The sequence below is a fragment of the Streptosporangium pseudovulgare genome, assembly GCF_014648055.1.
In the GTDB taxonomy this organism is placed as follows: Bacteria; Actinomycetota; Actinomycetes; order Streptosporangiales; family Streptosporangiaceae; genus Streptosporangium; species Streptosporangium pseudovulgare.
In genome coordinates this window covers 104,655-122,304 of sequence record NZ_BMQJ01000006.1, presented here as the reverse complement: position 1 = coordinate 122,304, position 17,650 = coordinate 104,655, and the positions used below count along the sequence as shown (strand labels likewise).

Below are 17,650 nucleotides of genomic sequence, written 5' to 3'. Positions count from 1 at the left end.
GCATCTTTCTCCATACCTGCAATTGACTGACATGTCGGGCATGACAGCCCCCGTATGGCGCCATGCCCGACATAGGGAATCATCGGCATCGGGGCTCAACAGCCGATCAATACCCGATCAACGGTGATCGAGGGGTAACCGCCGCTCTCCTGTGGATCGCGGATAAAGGATCTATTATTTGCGAATAAAACTTCCCATTAGGGCGGAGATCCACGGAATGGCTGATCAGGGCAGGGCGGGCGGGTTGCGCTTCGCCGTACTCGGCCCCGTCCAAGCCTGGCGTGACGGCGGGGAGCTGGATCTCGGCACGCCCCTGCAACGTTCCATCCTCGCGATGCTGCTGCTGCGCGGGAACCGGGCGGTGACCCCGACCGAGATGATCGACGGGGTCTGGGGCGAGGAGGCCCCGCCCCGCGCGCTGGGGGCGCTGCGCACCTACGTCTCCCGGCTGCGGTCGGTGCTGGAGCCGGGCAGGTCGCCCCGCACCCGTCCGGAGCTGCTCACCTCAGTGGGCCGGGGCTACGCGCTGCGCCTGGCCGACGACGCCCTCGACCTGGCCTGTTTCGAGCACGGGGTACGGCAGGCCGAGGCGGCCCGGGGCGCCGGCGACCTCACCGCGGCCACCGGGCACCTGCGGACGAGCCTGGCGCTGTACACCGGCGAGCCGCTGGCCGGGGCCGTCGGCCCCTACGCCGAGCACCAGCGCGACCGGCTCGCCGAGCGCCGGATGAGCGTGCTGGAGACCCTGATGGACCTCGACCTGGAGGTGGGCAGGCACGCCGACGTCGTCTCCGAGCTGATCGCGCTGACCGCCGAGCATCCGCTCCGCGAGCGGCTGCGCGCCCAGCTGATGCTGGCCTACTACCGGTGCGGGCGGCAGGGGGACGCGCTCGCCGTCTTCGCCGACACCCGGACCGTGCTGGTCGACGAGCTCGGCATCGAACCCGGACCCGAGCTGACCGCGCTGCACCGGCGCGTCCTCAGCGGCGACCCGAGCCTCGTCCCGCGCCCGCCGGCCGTTCCCGTCCCGGCTCCGGCCCCGGCTCCGGCCCCGCCGGTCGCCGGGGACCCGGCGGGCTCCGCGGCGCCCACCACACCCACCGTGTCCGCCGTACCCGCTGTGTCCGTCTCGTCCGTCTCGTCCGCCTCGCCCGCCGGGGCGGCGGGTTCCGCGCCCGCCGGGGGACCGGGCCGGGACGCGCCGGAGGCCGCCACGCCGCACCCGTCCGCGCCGCCGCACCCGCCGGGCCCGGCGAGCCCCCCGGAGCTGCCGCGGCCCGCACAGCTCCCCGCGGCCGTGAACGACTTCACCGGCCGCCACCGGATCATCTCCCGGCTGCGCGCCCTGCTGTCCGCCGGGGACGGCGCCGACGGCGTCCCGGTGGCCGCCATCTCCGGCATCGGCGGCGTCGGCAAGACGACGCTCGCCGTACACGTCGCGCACGCCCTGCAGGAGCTGTTCCCCGACGGCCAGCTCTACGCCGACCTGCGCGGCTACGGCGAGGACCCGGTCGCGCCCGAGTCGGCGCTGGCGGCGTTCCTGCGCGGGCTGGGCCTGCCGCCCGACGTCATCCCGGACGGCCTGGCCGAGCGGTCGGCGCTGTTCCGCTCGCTGCTGGCCGAACGCCGGATGCTGGTGCTGCTGGACAACGCCCGGGACGCCGAGCAGGTCGCCCACCTGCTGCCCGGCACGCCCGGCTGCGCGGCGATCGTGACCAGCCGCGGCAAGCTGGCCGACCTGGCGGCGGCCCGGCTGTTCGACCTCGACGTCATGGAGCCCGACGAGGCACTGACCCTGTTCGGCACGGTCGCGGGCGCCGACCGGGTGGCGGCCGAGCGCGCCGCGGCCATGGACGTCGTCGCCGCCTGCGGGTTCCTGCCGCTCGCGGTGCGGATCGTGGCGGCCCGCCTGGCGGCCCGCCCGTCCTGGACGGTCGCCTCGCTGGTGCCCCGGCTGGCCGACGAGCGCCGCCGCCTCGACGAGATGCGGGTGGGCAACCTCGCGGTCGAGGCCACCTTCGCCCTCGGGTACGGCCAGCTCGGCCCGGAGCAGGCCCGCGCCTTCCGGCTGCTCTCCCTGCCCGGCGGACCCGACATCTCGGTCGGGGCGGCGGCCGCCCTCCTCGGTTCGGGGCAGGGCGGCGCCGAGGAGGTCCTGGAGTCCCTGGTTGACACCAGCCTGCTGGAGGCCCCCGCGCCCGGCCGCTACCGCTTCCACGACCTGCTCAGGCTCTTCGCCCGCCGGATCGCGGAACGGGCCGAGGCGGGGGCGGGGGCCGGGGCGGGCGGCGTCGCGGGGGCCGGGGGTGAAGCGGAGGCCGGCGGTCCCGGGACGGCCGGGCCGGCGACCGCCGACACCGGGGCGGCCGCGCTGCGCCGGCTGCTCGACTTCTACCTGGCCTCCGCGCGGTCGGCGCACCGCCTCGCCTACGACGGCAGCACGGTCGCCGACCGGATCGCGGTGACCGCGCCCGGTCACGCGTTCGCCTCCGCCGACGAGGCCGTGGCCTGGCTGTCGGCCGAGGCGGAGTCGCTGTTCGCGGCGATCGCCCAGGCGTCCGGCGCGCGGGACGCCGGAGGGCTGCTGCCCGGCGCGGACCTGCTGCTGGCCATGGAACCGCTGCTGGAGTCGGGCAGCCACGTCCGCGAGTTCGAGCAGCGGGCGAGGGAGACGCTGGCCGCCGCCCGGCGCCTCGGGGACGCCTCCTGCCGGATGCGCTGCCACTACGTGCTCGGCCGGGTGCTGTTCAACGCCAACCGGCTCGCCGAGGCCGAGGAGGAGTTCCGCACCTCCTTGGACCTGGCCGGCGCGGGCGACGGGGTCGTCACCGGCGAGACGATGAACGCGCTGGCCGTGGTGACCGGCCGGCGCCGCCGCCACGCCGAGGCGCTGTCCTGGTTCGAGGCGGCGCGGACGGCGTTCCGGGAGGCGGGCGCGCGCGGCGGCGAGGCCCTGACACTGAGCTACTCCGCCCGTGACCACCTGTTCCTCGGCCAGGCCGAGGAGGCGATCGCCGCCGCCGAGCAGGGCCTGGCCCTCTTCACCGAGATCGGTTCCGGCCCCGGCACCGCGCGGGCCCGCTACCACCTGGGGATGGTGCTGTCGCGCGTCGGGCGGCTGAACGAGGCCGTCCACCACCACGCCGAGTGCCTGGCCTTCTTCCGGGCGAGCCGGCAGCGGGTGTGGGAGCAGCGGGTGTGCTCCCGGCTCGCCGAGACCCTGATCGCCGCCGGGCGGTTCGCCGACGCGACCCGGCATGCCGAGCAGGCGCTGACGGTCAGCCGCGAGATCGGCCACCCGTACGGCGAGGCGCTGTCACTGTGGGTGCTCGGGCGGGCCCTCGACGGCCTCGGCGACGCCGCCCGCAGCCACGACTGCCTCCGGCGCGCCCACGACGTCTTCGCCCGGCTCGGCGCCCCCGAGGCCGCGGACCTGCGGGCGCTGCTCGACCGGGCGGCCGCCGCGGGCGGCGACCCCGCCGCCCACTGAGACCGCGGGACCGCCCGCCGGGACCACCGGGACGTCCGACGAGATCGCGGAACCGTCCACTGAGACCGCCAGGGAGGCCGGAGTCGCCGTGCAGTCCGCTGAGACCGCCGGGGACGCCGGAGTCGCCGGGCGGTCCGCCACCGGCTCCAGCCCGTCGTACAGGCCGTCGTCGAGACGTGTCATCCAGGCGTGGTTGTTCATCGGGCTCCCGTCTTGGTTCCCGCCCCGGGGACCTGGCACCGGGCGGTCGGACAGCGAGGGCAGGTGTCCGGCCGGTCGCGAGACCGCCGGGGACGCATAGGGGGCCCGGTTGTCCGGCGCGTCTCCCGGCGGCCGGCCGCCTCATGCCGGCGACCGGCCGGACCGGACGCGGTCCCTTCCCCCCGGGTGCCGCGTCCGTGGTCAGAGCCTCTCCCACGGGGGTCAACGTCCGATCAACAACCGATCGCCGGAAAATATCCACAGGCTGTGGACGGTCACCCTGTGGATATGTGGAAAAACCCTTCGGCGACCAGTGGCCGGATCGCCTCCGGGGCCTTGGCCAGCAGGTCATCGGCGTCCTCGCCGGTGAGCTCGGCGATCGCGGCCAGCAGCGGGCCCAGTGGATAATCGCCGTCGCACACCCCGGCGAGCGCCGCCTCCACCGTCCCCACCCGCGCGGTACGGCGCAGCCCCCGGGTCTGCCGGAGCGTGATCCTGGACGGGTCCTCGGCGCCGGGCGGACCGATCCGCTCTTCCAGCACGCCCTCCGCCAGCGCGAGCCGTACGCCCGGCAGCTCCGCGCCGGACAGCCGGTGCGCCGCCGCGATCGAGGCGAGCACCTCGTCCACGTAGCCGCCCACCGGCAGCTCGACCCGCTGACCGAGCTCCTCAACCCGCACGACCGGGTCGAGGGTGCCCGAGTCGTGCAGGGTGATCCAGCCGAACCCGATGCCGGTGACGTCCATGGACTCCAGCCATCCGAGCCAGCCGTCGTACAGCTCGCGGTAGCGGGCGGTGCCCTGCTCGGCGGCGTCGCGCAGCCACAGCTCCACGTACTCGGCGGGGTCCTGGACGTCGCGCTGGACCACCCAGCCGTCGCATCCGGTGCCGGTCAGCCAGCCGCCCACCCGGTCGCGCCAGTCCTCGCCCCGGACGTGCAGCCAGTTGGCCAGGAGCTGGCAGGTGCCACCGGGCGCGAGGAAACGGGGGGCCTGCCGTACCAGCTCGCGGCAGAAGCCGTCGGCCTCGAAGCCGGACTCGCGGTAGGTGAACCGGCCGGCCGGGGAGATCACGAACGGCGGGTTGGAGACGACGAGGTCGAACCGCTCGCCGGCGACCGGCTCGAACAGCGATCCCTCGCGGGCGTCCACGTCGCGGATCCCGGACAGTGCCCAGCTGATCCGGGCCAGCTCCAGGGCGCGCGGGTTGACGTCGGTGGCGACGATCTCCCGCGCCCGCCCGTCCAGGTGCAGCACCTGGACGCCGCACCCGGTGCCGAGGTCGAGGGCGCGCTCCACCGGGCGGCGGGTCACGAGCTGGGCCAGGTTCGCCGACGCGCCGCCCGCGCCGACGACGTGGTCCGGGCGCAGCGCCGGGTCACCGGGGCGGACCTTGCGGTCGGACACGACGTAGCCGCCGGTCTCCCAGGGCTGGAGGTGGACCGTGGAGACCACCCGGCCGCCGTCCGAGGCCACCAGGCCCGCGGCGGCCAGCTCGGCCACCGGCAGGCCCGCCGGGGCGTCCACCGGCACGCCGAGCCACCACAGCCGGATCAGCGTGCCGAGCGGGTCTCCGTCGCGGGTGGCGCGCAGCGCGGGCACCGTCTCCTCGCGGGACAGCGCGGTGGCGGCGACCTCGCCGAGGCGCTCCCGGACGCCGTCGATGGTGTATCCGGCGTCGAGCAGCAGCTCCCTGAGCCGGTCAAACAGATCGTTCACCGGCCCATCCTCGCACCGCGGCCCGGCCGGGCCGTACGGGCCGGGACATCGTCGGACACGGAGAGTGACCATCGACTACGTAGGGTGTCAAGCATCCTGAAAGCGCAGGTCAAGCGGGCCGGGATAGCCGTTGATCACGGTAAGCGGCCATGACCGGCCACCACAGCGGCCCCGGGAGGACTTGGATGCCGATCCCCTGCCTCGCCTGCGACGCCCCTTTCCGGCCCGACGAGTACTTCCCCGCCTGCCACGACTACGACCGTCGCGCCGACCTGGTGTCCTGGACCTGCCCCCGGTGCGGCAACCGGGACGAGCTGCGGGTCTTCACCGGCGAGCTGGTGTACGGCCACGCCCGGCGCGGCGGGTTCGACGCCGAGGACCGGCTGCCCGTCCCCGGCCTGCGGCGCAGGCGGCACGACGCGCGGCTGGACATCACCCTGGACGGGACGACCTGGCGGGTCCCCGCCCGCGCACGGCGGCCGGCGAAGGCCCCTGGACCTCCGCGTGGGCTCTGATGGCCGCGCCGCACGGTGGGCGAGCCCCCGGGACCCCTCTACGCGGGCTCCGAGGAGGGCCGCTGGCGCAGGCTCTGCCAGGCGGCCTCGCACAGGCCCGTTATCTCGTCCTGGGTCGGCTGGTGGGCGCCGGCGAACCACAGACGGCACATCTCGGTGGCCGGGCCCAGCCACAGCACGTAGCACATGGTCGGGTGGACCGGCTGGAGCAGGCCCTCCTTCATGTGCGGACGCCACCAGTCGGACACCTGGCGGAAGAACGCCCGCCGCGACTCCGACACCTCGGTGCCGCCGGGCTCGTCGCGCCGGGGCGGTCGCTCGCTGATCAGCAGGTGGGCGCGCTCGCGGTTCTCGCCGCACCAGGTCATGTGCATTGCGACGATGGCCTCGATGCCCTCCCGCGCGGTCTCGTGGCGCCGCAGCTCGTCGAGGAACGCCTCCTGGTACATGCGCAGGGTGTCGGCGTAGAGCACGCCGAAGACGTGTTCCTTGCTGGCGAAGTGGTGGTAGAAGCTTCCGACGCTGACGCCGCTCTCGTCGCGGAGGCTGGCCAGAGTGGTGGCCGACACGCCATCCTGGCTGAACCGCCGCAGGGCGCCCTCGATGATGCGGGACCGGCCGTCACGTCCGCTCTTGGCAGTCTTCACGGATTCCATGGTGCGGCAACAGAACCTTGTTCCGCAAACGATCCGGGAAACGGCTCCGGCCCGGGTGATCCTAACGCCTCCGTCTGACGGCACCAAGCCGGCGCCCACGTCGGCCCCACGTCGGCCCACGTCGGCGCTCGCGCCGGTGTCCACGTACCGCACCACGCCGTCCCCCCACCCGGAAGGACGGGGCGGTGCCCGCGGTGCCTACCCTGAATGCGTGTACCGGTTTCTTCTGACCCCTCGCTGGATCTCCTTGCACGTGGTGGTGCTGCTGGTCATACCCGCCTTCGTGTTCCTGGGCCGATGGCAGTTCGGGCGTTACGAGGAACGGTCCTTCACCAGCCACCAGGCCACCGCCAACCTGGCGGCCGCCCCGGTGCCCGTGGACCGGCTGACCACGCCCGGCGGCACCGTGCGCGTCCAGGACAAGTACCGCACCGTCACGGCCGCGGGGACGTTCGACGCGGCCCACCAGCTCCTGGTGCGCCGCCGTCCCCAGGAGGGCGTGCTCGGCTTCTACGTCCTCACCCCGCTGGTCACCGGCGACGGCCAGGCCGTGCTGGTGAACCGCGGCTGGGTCAAGGCGGGCGCGTCGGCCGACGCCGTGCCCGACGTCCCCGCCCCGGCCCCTGGCCGGGTGACCGTCACCGGCCGGCTGCGCCCCGCCGAGACCGAGGACACCAGCGGCATCAAGGACCGGCCCGGCCTTCCCCCGGGCCAGGTCATGCTGATCGACACCGGACGGATCGGCGGCGGCCTGCCGTACCGGCTCTACGGCGGGTTCGTGGAGCTGACCTCCCAGTCGCCTCAGGCCGCCGCCGCGCCCGTCCCGGTGCCCGAGCCGGACGTCGGCGAGGGCGGCGGGCTCAACCTCGCGTACGGCGTGCAGTGGTGGCTCTTCATCGCCGTCGCGATCGGCGGCTGGATCCTGCTGATCCGCCGCGAGGCCGCCGACATCCGGGCCGGCCAGGCGGAGGACGGATCGAAGCGGGACACGAAGGAGCCCACCGAGCCGATCGACGCCTGACCGGTCCCCACGCCCACCGACGCCCCACCGACGCCCCACCGACGCCGACCGGCTCCCGCCGGGCGAGCACGGCGGGGAAGCCGCCCTGCGGCACGTCCGGGCCGTGCGCGGTCTCCGCGACCGGGGAAGCCGCCCCCGCCGAAAGGCCGCCCGGCCGGTCCTCGCCACGGCGGAGACCCGCCGGGCGGAACCTAGTCCAGCAGCAGCCTGGCCAGCAGGCCGACGCCCATCGCGGTGAACACGGCGGCGATCGCCAGGCCGACCGACATCAGGCAACCCTGCCCGCCGTTCATCCTCACCACCGGGGCGGGCTGCCGATCGGCCCGATACCACAGCGGCCGGGGCTCCAGCAGCAGGAAGCCGATCGCGCCGACCTGCCCCACGGTGAACAGCCAGATCCACGCCCACCGGCTGCCCAGCCGGGGCGTCGAGCCGAGCATGATCAGAAAGGCGATCCCCCAGGCGAACGCGACCCAGGGGACGCCGCCGTACCGCAGGACCCGGAACGGCCAGTCGGGGACGAATCCCGACGGGTCGCTCCGGTCGCCGAAGGAGGACACCGCCTTCCGGGGCACCCTGGAGATCTCTGCCCAGAACTCGGCGGCGGTGTACCCCGGCCTGCCGCGATGGACCGGCGGGTCCCCGACCCGATGCCAGACGAGGGGCCCCTCGGACCACCTGACCTCCTGGACCAGGTCGCCGTGCTCCCGGTACAGGACGGCCGACACCCGACCCGCGGCCACGGCGGCGCGGAACTCGGCCCGGGTCCGCGCGGTGGGCGCGGAACTCAGCGCCGCGACCAGCGCGCCCGCGAGGAGGACGGCCAGCAGCACGATCCGGACGACCAGGCCGGCGATCCGCCAGCCCTCCCGCACCCCGGCGGGGAAGGGGGTCATCCCTCTTTCCTACCTCGGCGGCCCGTCCGGCGGAAGGCGGAAGACGGTCAGGCGGGGGTGCCCAGCATCGTCAGGGCGAGCATGGCGGTCACGGCGAGGGCGAACGCCGCGGGGCCGCCGAGCCTGGCGGGCGCGGGCAGCGCCTCGTACGGCCGGCGCCACAGCGGGTACGGCTCCAGCAGCGCGTACAGCGGTGAGCCCCCGGCCAGCAGGATCCAGAACCACGCCCGACGGCCGGCGAAACGGTGGTCGCGGCGGGTGAGCATCATCATCCACACCAGCACCTCGGCCGCCACCGCGACCGGCGCGAACGGCGGCCACCACCGCGCGTAGGCCGGCGAGCCCACCCGGAACCACGAGGGCCCGCCCGGCACGATCTCCACCGACGGGTCCGCGGCGGCGCGCACCCGGGCCAGGAACGCGCCCTGGCGGCGCTCCAGGGCCGGGCGGACCAGTTCGCCGGTCCGGTGGTCCCAGACGTCGTCCGGCTGGCGGTGGGCGGCCTGGGTCCAGGACAGCGGGCCGCGTGACCACGTCAGGGTGCCGTAGGCGGGCCAGTCGCGGTCGTAGACGACCGTGGTGACCCTCCCCGCCCGCAGGTCCGCGATGAGCTCCTCGGCGTCGCGGCGCGGCAGGTCCTGGTCGGCCAGGATGACGACGAAGGACAGCGTGAGGACGAACAGCAGCGCCAGTCGCGCGCCGTACTCCAGACCGCCCCGCGCCGGAACCACCGTCGGCATGCCGCCCCCTCGCGCCCTCGGACCCGCCGGACAGGTTACGGCCGGCGGACCCGTGCCACCCCCTCCGCCCCGCCTCGTCCCACCCCGCCTCGTCCTGTACCGTCCTGTACCGCCCTGTTCCATCCCGTTCCGGCCCCGCCGGCTCGCCCCGCCGGCCGATCGCCGTTCCCTCCGTCCGGTCCGGCGGCTCACCCCGCTCCGGCCGGACCCCCGGACGGTCGCCGTTCCCTGCGTCGGCCGGTCGCCGTTCCCTCTGTCCGGCCCGGTGGCTCACCCCGCTCCGGCCGGACCCCCGGACGGTCGCCGTTCCCTGCGTCGGCCGGTCGCCGTTCCCTCCGTCCGGCCCGGCGGCTCACCCCGCTCCGGCCGGACCCCCGGACGGTCGCCGTTTCCCTTGACCCCACTGGTCTTTTCCGCCTTTAACTCCAGAATGGATCTTTTTCAGGAAATACCGTTATCCCGGCGATCTACGGGTAGGGGCATTTCTCAAGGGCCCGCCACGAGTGGCACCCTCATCGGCGGGCCCGCCCTCCCGGGGCCGTCGCCATCCCCCTGACGGCGGCCTCGGGCCCGGGGGGCGGCACCGGCCGAAAGCCCCGCCGCGCCGGCCGGTGACCTCACATGCCGCCCGCCGAAGTCGCGAGGTCATGGCCCCGGCGCGGGCTTCCGGACTACGCGCGTCAAACCGTGACCCTCTGGCTTGTCCAGTGTTATGACGGGGACGTACGGTTTACCGCGTGACGACGCCGCTGCTCCCCGACCCCGAGCCCAGGCGGCGGGACTATGTGATCATTTCGGTCGACGACCATCTGATCGAGCCGCCGGACATGTTCGAGGGCCGGCTCCCCGGTAAATACGCCGACCTCGCCCCCAAGGTCGTGGAGACCGAGGCGGGACACCAGGTCTGGAGGTACGGCGGCGCGACCTACCCGTGCGCGGGTCTCGACGTGGGCGCCGGCCTGCCCCGGGAGCAGTGGACGCTCGACCCGGTGCGCTTCGAGCACATGCGACCGGGTTGCCACGACATCGAGGCCAGGATCGACGACATGGACCGCGCCGGGGTCTGGGCGTCGCTGTGCTTCCCCGGCATGCTGGCCCTGCAGTCCGGGATGCTCTTCGCCAAGACCCGCGACCAGGAGCTGGGCCTGGCCGTCACGCGGGCCTGGAACGACTGGCACGTGGAGGTCTGGGCGGGCACCTACCCCGAGCGGATCATCGCCCTGCAGCTTCCCTGGCTGGCCGATCCCGAGATCGCCGCCAAGGAGGTCCGCGACAACGCGGCCCGCGGTTTCAAGGCGGTGCTCTTCCCCGAGTTCCCCACCCGGCTGCGCCTGCCGTCCATCCACAGCGACCACTGGGACCCGTTCTTCCAGGCGTGCGAGGAGACCGGCACCGTCGTCTGCCTGCACGCCGGGGCCGGCTCGTGGACCCCGGTGCCGTCCCCGGACACCCCCATCGAGGCGATCACCACGCTGATGCCGGCCAGCGCCATGTTCGCCTGCGCCGACTGGCTCTGGTCGGGCGTCCCGCTGCGATTCCCGGCCCTGCGCATCCTGATCGTGGAGGGCGGCGTGGGCTGGCTGCCCATGCTCGCCGAGCGGGCCGACTACGCGCTGGACCACCCGGTGGCGGGCGAGGCGCAGTGGGAGGGCGGCCTGAAGCCCAGCGAGGTGCTGCGCCGCAACTTCTACTTCGGCACGCTCAACGACCACGCCCTGTCGGGCGTGCGCCTCGCCGTGGGCCTGGAGCACGTGCTGCTGGAGAGCGGTTACCCGCACTCCGACTCCACCTGGCCCGACACCCAGCAGGCCGTCGCGACGAGTCTGGGCAGGCTACCGCCCGCCGACATCGCCCGGGTGGCTTACGGCAACGCCGCCCGCCTGTTCGGCCACCCGCTGCCCTCGCGGGCCTGGCTCAGGATGGAGCAGCTCTAGCCGCTCCGCGGGTCGCCCCGCCCGCCGCGGTCGCCCAGACGGAGATCCACGAAGCAGGACCCGGGATCCGCTTCGTGGATCCTCCCGCTCACCGGGGTCGCCCAGGCCCGCCCGCCGCGGTCGCCCGGCCGGTTTCCCGCCGCGGCGCGGCTCAGCCGCGCCGCCCGTGCGGGAACGGGCCCGCCGCGGACGGGAAGGCCCTGACCCCGCCGTGCCGCTCCCAGTCGACGTAGCGGCCGCTCTCGCCGAGCAGGGAGCCCATCAGCCACAGGAAGACACCGAAGTCGTCGGCGACCCCGATGAGCGCCAGGAAGTCCGGGATGACGTCTATGGGGGAGATGATGTAGACGACGCCGAGGCCCAGCATCGCCAGCTTGCCCTTGGTCATGCCGGGGTACTGACCGCGCATGACCGCGCCGACCATCTTCGGCACGGCGCGCAGGCGGGTGGCGAAGCCGGGGGAACCCGGCCCGGACACCTGCCTGTAGACCCGCCACGCCTGTGCCGCACGCGCTGCCTTCGCCATGGGGGAACCTCCTCGGAAGCACGCTCGTCTGGCGGGGGTCCCCTACCCGGCCGCCACACGATATAACGCGTAATCGCTCCGGCCGGTTCCCACGCGGGCACCGTCCCGCACGCGGATCCCCGGCTCTCCGGCTCCCCGGCTCCGGTGTCCCGGCCCTCGCTTCCGCCTCCGCTTCCATGGCGGAGACCCCACGCCGTCCCGTCAGTCCTCGACCGGCGCGAGATCCCGTACGGCCCGCTCCAGCGGGACCTCGCCCACCGGGATCGGCGCGAGCACCGGGGTGGTGAGCCCGTTCTCCACGTACTCGCGGATCCTCGCCCGGCACGTCGCCGCGTCACCGTGCACCACGAGCGCGTCCACGAGCTCGTCCGGGATGGCGCGCAACGCCGCCTTCCGGTCGCCGGCCGCCCACGCCTCGCGCATCGGGCGCAGCGTCTCGCCACGCCCCAGCCATTCGTGGAACGCCGCGTAGGCCGGGACGGTCAGGTATCCGGCGAGCATGCGGCGGGCGAGCTCGCGCACCCGGGCGGCGTCCTCGCTGACGCATACGAACAACCGGGCGATCAACTCGACGTCCGGGCCGATCTCCGCCCTGACCTTCCGGACGTCCTGGGGCGAGAGCCAGTTCGTGATCGCGCCGTCGGCCTCGGTGGCGGCCAGATGAAGCATGCGGGGCCGCAGCGCGGCGAGAACGATCTTCGGCGGCGTCTCGGGGGCGCGCTCCAGCCGGAAGCCCCGGACCGCGAACGTCTCGTACCGCTCGGTGACCTTCTCGCCGGACAGCGCCGCCTTCAGGAAGCGGAGCGTGTCTCTCGTCCTGGCGAACGGCTTCACGAACTCCCTGGCGTTCCAGCCCTCGACGATGACGGGGGAGGAGGCCCCGATGCCCAGGACGAACCGCCCCGGGGCGAGGTCGGCGAGCGTGGCGGCCGACATGGCCAGCAGGCCGGGCCCGCGCGTGGAGGCGGGGACGATCGCGCTGCCGAGCCGTACGCCGGGGGCCCACTCGGCGGTCAGCGCCAGCGGCACGAAGCCGTCGGCGCCGTTCACCTCGGCGGACCAGACGTCGGTGTAGCCGAGCTCGGGCAGCTCGGCCACCAGCTCCCGCGATCCGGCGAGTGTGCGGTCCGAGAAGGGGAGCGTCATTCCCCAGCGTGCGCCCGTGGCCATCATGCCGCCTCCGCGATTACTAGAATGATGTTCTGAAACAGCTTGCCGCATCGGCCCCGGACCCCGTCAACCACCCGCCCGCCACAGCCGTACGGCCGGCACCCCGAGAAGATCTTCCCGGGGTGGCCGTTTACCCCTCCGTGACACTGAGTGAGATGTTAGAACGTTCTGGTGACGATGAAGCGGCACGGAAGACAAGGACGCGGGCCGCGGGCGGCGGTCTCGGTGGCCGCGGCGGCCTGCCTGGCGGCCCTCGCGCCGGCCGGGGCCGGTGACGCGGCCACCACCGGCGTGCGGTCGGGCGGCCTGCCCGGTGCCGGCGTACGGCCGCACTGCGTGGCCGCCGCCGTGCGACTGGGCGTTCCGGGGCGGGGCGCTCCGGACGGCCTGGACGGCACGCGCGAAGCGAACGGCGGGAACGGCCTGAGCGGTCTGGGCGGCTCGGACGGCTCGGGCCGTTCGCACGATCCGGGCGGCCCGCACGGCGGGGAGGACGTGGACGGCCGGAACGGCACGGTCGATCGGGGCTCCGTGGACGGGCCGGGCGGGGTGAACGGTCCGGGCGGTCCGTCGTGGACCGGTGCGGGGCCGGGCCTCGTGGAGGTGATCCTGGGCGTGCGCCTGGGGACGTGCGAGGTGTGTCCGCAGCACTGCCCCCCGGCCGTCGTCCCGGAGCAACCCGCTCCGAGCCCGGCACGCCCCTCCGAGGCGCCCTCCCCGGCTCCGGAGCCCGCGCCCCCGGCGCCAACCGCCCCGGCCCCGACGGCACCGGTGGTGCCCGCCGTTCCGGAGCCTCCAGAGCCCCCTGAGACGCCGCCCCCCGCTCCGCCCCCCTCCCATCCGCCGCGGCGACCCGAACACCGGCCGGCCGAGCCGTCCGCGCCGTCCGAGCCGTCCGCGCGCTTCCGCCAGGCGGCCGTCCCGCCGAAGGCTCCCGAGCCCACCCCGTCGCCGTCCGCCACGCCCCGGCCGGCCGTACCCTCCTTCGCGCCCCTCGCCGCGCGCAGGCCGATGGTGCTGGACCGCTTCGCCGACCGGCGCCGGGGCACCGACCGCAAACTGGTCATCCTGGTCGTCTTCACCGCCGTGATCTCGGTGAGCGCCGCCGCCGCGCTGAAGAGCCGGGCCCGCCGCTGAGCGGGCACCGGGGACGACCGGCGGAACAGCCCGCCGCCGGGGCCGTGACCCCGGTGGCGGGCCCGGACGCCGCCTCCCGCTCAGCCCTGGGAGGGCTGCGGGAACTGTCCGTCGATCCGGTCGTACTGATGCTGGGCGGCCCGCAGGGCGTCGGGCCCGACCGCGCCGATCCCGGTGAAGGGATGACTGATCAGCATGATGAAGCCGATGCCGATGACCACCACGCCCACCCGCACGGCGTCGCTGATCACGGACTGGCGCGTGGGCTTCATCCCGAGCGTCCAGGGCAGCGCGATGACCAGCGCCCCAGAGATGATCATTGAGATCACGAAGATGCTCTCCAGGCCGCCCTCGGCGTCGTCGGCGCGCACGGCGCGCGCGTGGGCGACCTCGGAGGCCCGGAGGAGCGCGTCCTGGCGGAGGTCCTCGGCCTCCTTCCCGACCGGCCGGAGCCGGAGGGTCGCGGCGCGCATGTCCTCGAGGATCCTCGCCGGGACGGGTGACATCTCACCCTCGGCCATCAGCGGCCAGTCGAGGTTGGCGCTCTGCGCCGAGTACTCGCGGATCTGGGTCCGAATCTGCGCCGCCTCGGGGATCGGAGCCACCGACCAGTACATCTCGGTCAGGGTCTCCGCCTCCGCCTGGACGTCGGCCTGCGAGGTGGAGATCGCGTCGCGGCAGAGCACCGCCGCGTAGGCCAGCACGAGAAGGTAGACGGCGAGGGCGAGGTTGGCGGAGAAGTCGACCGACGTCGCCCCCCGCTCCTCGTCCGGCCTGCCCCTCCGGCGAAGCGTGAGGAGCGTGAGGAGCGTGACGGCGGTGGTCGAGACCACCAGGACGATTACCCAGGCCATGGGACCCCCTCGGAGTAGTCATGAGAATAACTACCGAGGGTAATGAATTGATTACCGAAATTCTCGGGTTCGGGCCCGCCGTCGCGCACGGAGTTCGCGAATCCCCGCGGTGAGGTCACGCGCGAAGGTCATGGACCCCGCGACTGAGTCCCGGGCGAAGGTCATGGATCCCGCGGGGAGGTCGCGTCCGGAGTTCGTGGACCCCCGCGGTGAGGTCACGCGCGAAGGCCGTGGACCCCGCGGTGCGTCACGTCCGGAGTTCGTGGACCCCCGCGATGAAGTCCCGCGCGACGCCGCGCAGACCCGGCAGGTGGGAGAGCCCGACCAGCCGGTCCACCAGCGGGACGACCAGCTCGATGAGCCGGTACGTCCGTCGGCACCCCTCCGACGTGTCATGCACCCAGAACAGCACGACTCCCATCGACAGCAGCCACAGCAGCTCGGGCAGCTCGGCCCGCAACTCGGCGTCCATGCGCTCGGCCGAACCCTCCACCACCTTGCGATAGATGGCGATCGAGGAGTCCCGGGCGGGCGAGGTCTCGGCGCTGAAGGGGTTGAGGGGATTGTTCGGCTCGGCCGCGTGCTTGAAGAACTTCACCGCGAACTCGTGATACGGCTCGGAGACCCGTACCCACTCCCGCAGCACACCGCTCAGCCGCGCGGCGAAGGCGCTCTCCCGGCACAACATCTCCTCGCACGCCGTCTCGTGCTCGGCCTGCGCCCGGTCGTAGTACGCCTGGACGAGAGCCTCCTTGGAGGCGAAGTAGTAGTAGGCGTTCCCCACCGAGACACCGGCCTCGGCGGCGATGGCCCGCATCGTCGTGGCCTCGTATCCCCGCTCGCGGAACAGCCGCAGGGCCGTCTCGACGATGACTTCACGAGTCTTGTCTGATCCTCGGCTTCTCTGGGTCGGCTCAGCCACGTTCGTCACTGTACGACCCTGTGACCCCGTTGGTGATCCACGACCCGGCGGGTGAACGGGTCAGGTCATTGAGCCGCACGTTGATCACCATTAAAGAGCAAATTCGAGGCTTTCTGAGGAGTCGTACCAGTTCGATCGTGGGATTGAACCCCTTGGCGGAAGGGCTCCCGCGACAAGGGATGAAGAATGGGAGCACCTCCCCGTAGACGTGGCGCCTCCTGGCTCGCGTCCGGAGCATTTCTGGTTCTGCCCGCGGCGCTCACCACGGTGACCGCGGGAGGCGCCGGTGCCGTCACACGCCCGGCCGGCCTCGCGGCCATGAACCCGCTGGTGGACGCGGGCCCTCTCACGGCGGCGTACCCGCTCACCGCGACGGGGCCGCTCATGACGGCGCGTCCACTCGCGGCGGGTCCGCTCGTGGCGGGTCCGCTCGTGGCGGGTCCGCTCGTGGCGGGTCCGCTCGTGGCGGGTCCGCTCGTGGCAGGTCCACTCACGGCGGGTTCGCTCACGGTTGCGAGGCCGCTGACCGCCGCGGGGCCGCCGGCCTTCGTGGGACCGCTGACCGCCGACCGGCCGATGGCGAGCACCGGAACACCGGTGAGCTCGGACGCGGCGGCGAGTGCCGGGACGGCGGCGGGCACGTGGACGGCGGACAACGAATCGACCGCGGAAACAGGATCAGCCGCGGACACGGGGTCGGCGGCGGACACTCGGGCGGCCGACCCGAGGTCCCCGAGGGCGAGGGGCGCCAGGACCGCGAGCGCCAGGGCGGCGTCGGTGAGGGCCGCGAAGGCCGCGAGGACGACGAGGGCCACCGGACGCGCGAAAGCCACCACGAGCGCGAAGGCGGTCTCGGCGCGGAAGGCCGCCGAGGAAGCGAAAGCCGTCACCGTGAAGGAGAGCACCGAGATCACGGGGACCGCCTCCGTGAGGAAGGCCGCCCCCGTGAGGAGGACGGCCCCGGGTACGAAGGGCGCCCCGGCGGCAAAGTCCGCGGCCGGAGCGAAGACCGCGACCGAGGCGAAACCGGTCGCGGGCACCAGGAATGCTCCGGCGGCGAAACCGGTCGCAGGTTCCGGGCGCGCTCCGGTGGCGAAACCCGCGACGGAGGCGAAACCGGCCACCGGCGCCGAGGCCGCCCCGGTGGCCAAGCCCGCGGCGGCGGCGAAACCGGTCACGGGTTCCGGGCGCGTTCCGGCGGCGAAACCCGCGGCCGAGGTGAAGCCGGCCGCGGGCACGGAGGCGGCGAGCGTCAGCACGGCGAGCGCGAAGGCCGCCCGCGCGCTGCCCGTACGGCTCACCCAGGCCCAGGCCGCGCACCGGCTGAAACGCTCGGGCCTGTCCTGGAAATCCACGGGGGGATGCGTGGACCGCACGATAGGACAGTGCACCTCTCTGGACACCGTGCGGAGGACCACCGTCGCCTCCGTGATCGCGCTGAAACGCGCGAGCGGCTGCCCGATCGTCATCACCGGCGGCACCGAGGTCGGCCACGCTCCCGGCCGCTACAGCCACGCCAAGGGCTACAAACTGGATATCCAGCCGAACTCATGCGTCAACGACCACATCATCCGGCATTATCCGTTCGACGGCATCCGCGACGACGGCGCCCCGCTCTACCGGGCGCCGAACGCCCTCTACGCCCGCGAACTGGACCACTGGGACATCCTGTTCTTCGACACCCGGACGTCGTGACACCTTCTTCGACGCCCGGACGCCCGGACGCCGCGAAAGCGTGAGCCCCGGTCCCCGCCGCGATCACCACGGTCCCCGGACGCCACCGGGCGGCGATCGCCGTGACACCCCGGCACCGCGAGTCCTGACGCTGTGACCATCGGCGGGCCGTCACACGCCGTACGGCGGGCGGCCC

General features: G+C 73.9%; 14 protein-coding genes. 6 read left to right on the top strand and 8 right to left on the bottom strand.

The window, feature by feature from the left end; translation table 11 throughout:
- Positions 1-217: 217 nt before the first annotated feature.
- Positions 218-3,490, top strand: coding sequence for an AfsR/SARP family transcriptional regulator (locus IEZ10_RS14140; protein ID WP_229811249.1), 3,273 nt, complete (start codon positions 218-220; stop codon positions 3,488-3,490).
- A 476-nt stretch (positions 3,491-3,966) separates the two neighbouring features.
- Here IEZ10_RS14140 and IEZ10_RS14135 read toward each other — a convergent pair whose 3' ends face one another.
- Positions 3,967-5,409, bottom strand: coding sequence for a DUF7059 domain-containing protein (locus tag IEZ10_RS14135; RefSeq protein WP_229811248.1), 1,443 nt, complete (start codon positions 5,407-5,409; stop codon positions 3,967-3,969).
- 185 nt (positions 5,410-5,594) lie between these two features.
- Between IEZ10_RS14135 and IEZ10_RS14130 the strand changes: the two genes are divergently transcribed.
- On the top strand, positions 5,595-5,924 hold the full coding sequence (locus tag IEZ10_RS14130) for a hypothetical protein (protein WP_189246951.1): 330 nt from the start codon (positions 5,595-5,597) through the stop codon (positions 5,922-5,924).
- A gap of 38 nt (positions 5,925-5,962) precedes the next feature.
- Here IEZ10_RS14130 and IEZ10_RS14125 read toward each other — a convergent pair whose 3' ends face one another.
- Positions 5,963-6,571, bottom strand: coding sequence for a TetR/AcrR family transcriptional regulator (locus IEZ10_RS14125; protein WP_189246950.1), 609 nt, complete (start codon positions 6,569-6,571; stop codon positions 5,963-5,965).
- A 220-nt stretch (positions 6,572-6,791) separates the two neighbouring features.
- On the opposite strand from IEZ10_RS14125, the gene IEZ10_RS14120 reads away from it, so the two are divergent.
- Positions 6,792-7,601 carry an SURF1 family cytochrome oxidase biogenesis protein gene (locus IEZ10_RS14120; RefSeq protein WP_189246949.1) on the top strand — a complete coding sequence of 270 codons (810 nt, stop codon included), beginning with the start codon at positions 6,792-6,794 and terminating at the stop codon, positions 7,599-7,601.
- Between the two features lie 191 nt (positions 7,602-7,792).
- Here the strand turns inward: IEZ10_RS14120 and IEZ10_RS14115 are convergent, their stop codons facing one another.
- Complete coding sequence (locus IEZ10_RS14115) at positions 7,793-8,497, bottom strand: hypothetical protein (protein ID WP_189246948.1); 705 nt, start codon at positions 8,495-8,497, stop codon at positions 7,793-7,795.
- Positions 8,498-8,544: 47 nt separating this feature from the next.
- Complete coding sequence (locus tag IEZ10_RS14110) at positions 8,545-9,237, bottom strand: hypothetical protein (RefSeq protein ID WP_189246947.1); 693 nt, start codon at positions 9,235-9,237, stop codon at positions 8,545-8,547.
- 737 nt (positions 9,238-9,974) lie between these two features.
- On the opposite strand from IEZ10_RS14110, the gene IEZ10_RS14105 reads away from it, so the two are divergent.
- The gene (locus IEZ10_RS14105) at positions 9,975-11,171 is read left to right on the top strand and encodes an amidohydrolase family protein (RefSeq protein ID WP_189246946.1); all 1,197 of its coding nucleotides are present in this window, start codon (positions 9,975-9,977) and stop codon (positions 11,169-11,171) included.
- Between the two features lie 151 nt (positions 11,172-11,322).
- On the opposite strand, the gene IEZ10_RS14100 is transcribed toward IEZ10_RS14105, so the two are convergent.
- Positions 11,323-11,697 (bottom strand): YkvA family protein, encoded by a 375-nt coding sequence (locus IEZ10_RS14100; protein WP_189246945.1) that lies wholly within the window; start codon positions 11,695-11,697, stop codon positions 11,323-11,325.
- 201 nt (positions 11,698-11,898) lie between these two features.
- Positions 11,899-12,867, bottom strand: a complete 969-nt coding sequence (locus IEZ10_RS14095) for an LLM class F420-dependent oxidoreductase (protein ID WP_189247141.1) — start codon at positions 12,865-12,867, stop codon at positions 11,899-11,901.
- Between the two features lie 171 nt (positions 12,868-13,038).
- On the opposite strand from IEZ10_RS14095, the gene IEZ10_RS14090 reads away from it, so the two are divergent.
- Positions 13,039-14,004 (top strand): hypothetical protein, encoded by a 966-nt coding sequence (locus IEZ10_RS14090; protein ID WP_189246944.1) that lies wholly within the window; start codon positions 13,039-13,041, stop codon positions 14,002-14,004.
- Positions 14,005-14,084: 80 nt separating this feature from the next.
- Here the strand turns inward: IEZ10_RS14090 and IEZ10_RS14085 are convergent, their stop codons facing one another.
- Together IEZ10_RS14085 and IEZ10_RS14080 are read right to left on the bottom strand one after the other, a co-directional pair.
- A complete protein-coding gene (locus tag IEZ10_RS14085) occupies positions 14,085-14,858 on the bottom strand; it encodes a bestrophin-like domain (RefSeq protein WP_189246943.1) in 774 nt (257 codons plus the stop codon).
- Positions 14,859-15,105: 247 nt separating this feature from the next.
- A complete protein-coding gene (locus IEZ10_RS14080; protein WP_189246942.1) occupies positions 15,106-15,780 on the bottom strand; it encodes a TetR/AcrR family transcriptional regulator in 675 nt (224 codons plus the stop codon).
- Between the two features lie 1,089 nt (positions 15,781-16,869).
- Between IEZ10_RS14080 and IEZ10_RS14075 the strand changes: the two genes are divergently transcribed.
- Positions 16,870-17,475 (top strand): hypothetical protein, encoded by a 606-nt coding sequence (locus tag IEZ10_RS14075; protein ID WP_189246941.1) that lies wholly within the window; start codon positions 16,870-16,872, stop codon positions 17,473-17,475.
- The last annotated feature ends 175 nt before the right edge of the window (positions 17,476-17,650 follow it).

Excerpts from the sequence above, each read along its gene's own strand:
- IEZ10_RS14140 (WP_229811249.1), top strand. The coding sequence starts at position 218 with ATGGCTGATCAGGGCAGGGCGGGCGGGTTGCGCTTCGCCGTACTCGGC.
- IEZ10_RS14130 (WP_189246951.1), top strand. The coding sequence starts at position 5,595 with ATGCCGATCCCCTGCCTCGCCTGCGACGCCCCTTTCCGGCCCGACGAG.
- IEZ10_RS14115 (WP_189246948.1), bottom strand. The coding sequence starts at position 8,497 with ATGACCCCCTTCCCCGCCGGGGTGCGGGAGGGCTGGCGGATCGCCGGC.
- IEZ10_RS14110 (WP_189246947.1), bottom strand. The coding sequence starts at position 9,237 with ATGCCGACGGTGGTTCCGGCGCGGGGCGGTCTGGAGTACGGCGCGCGA.
- IEZ10_RS14100 (WP_189246945.1), bottom strand. The coding sequence starts at position 11,697 with ATGGCGAAGGCAGCGCGTGCGGCACAGGCGTGGCGGGTCTACAGGCAG.
- IEZ10_RS14095 (WP_189247141.1), bottom strand. The coding sequence starts at position 12,867 with ATGGCCACGGGCGCACGCTGGGGAATGACGCTCCCCTTCTCGGACCGC.
- IEZ10_RS14085 (WP_189246943.1), bottom strand. The coding sequence starts at position 14,858 with ATGGCCTGGGTAATCGTCCTGGTGGTCTCGACCACCGCCGTCACGCTC.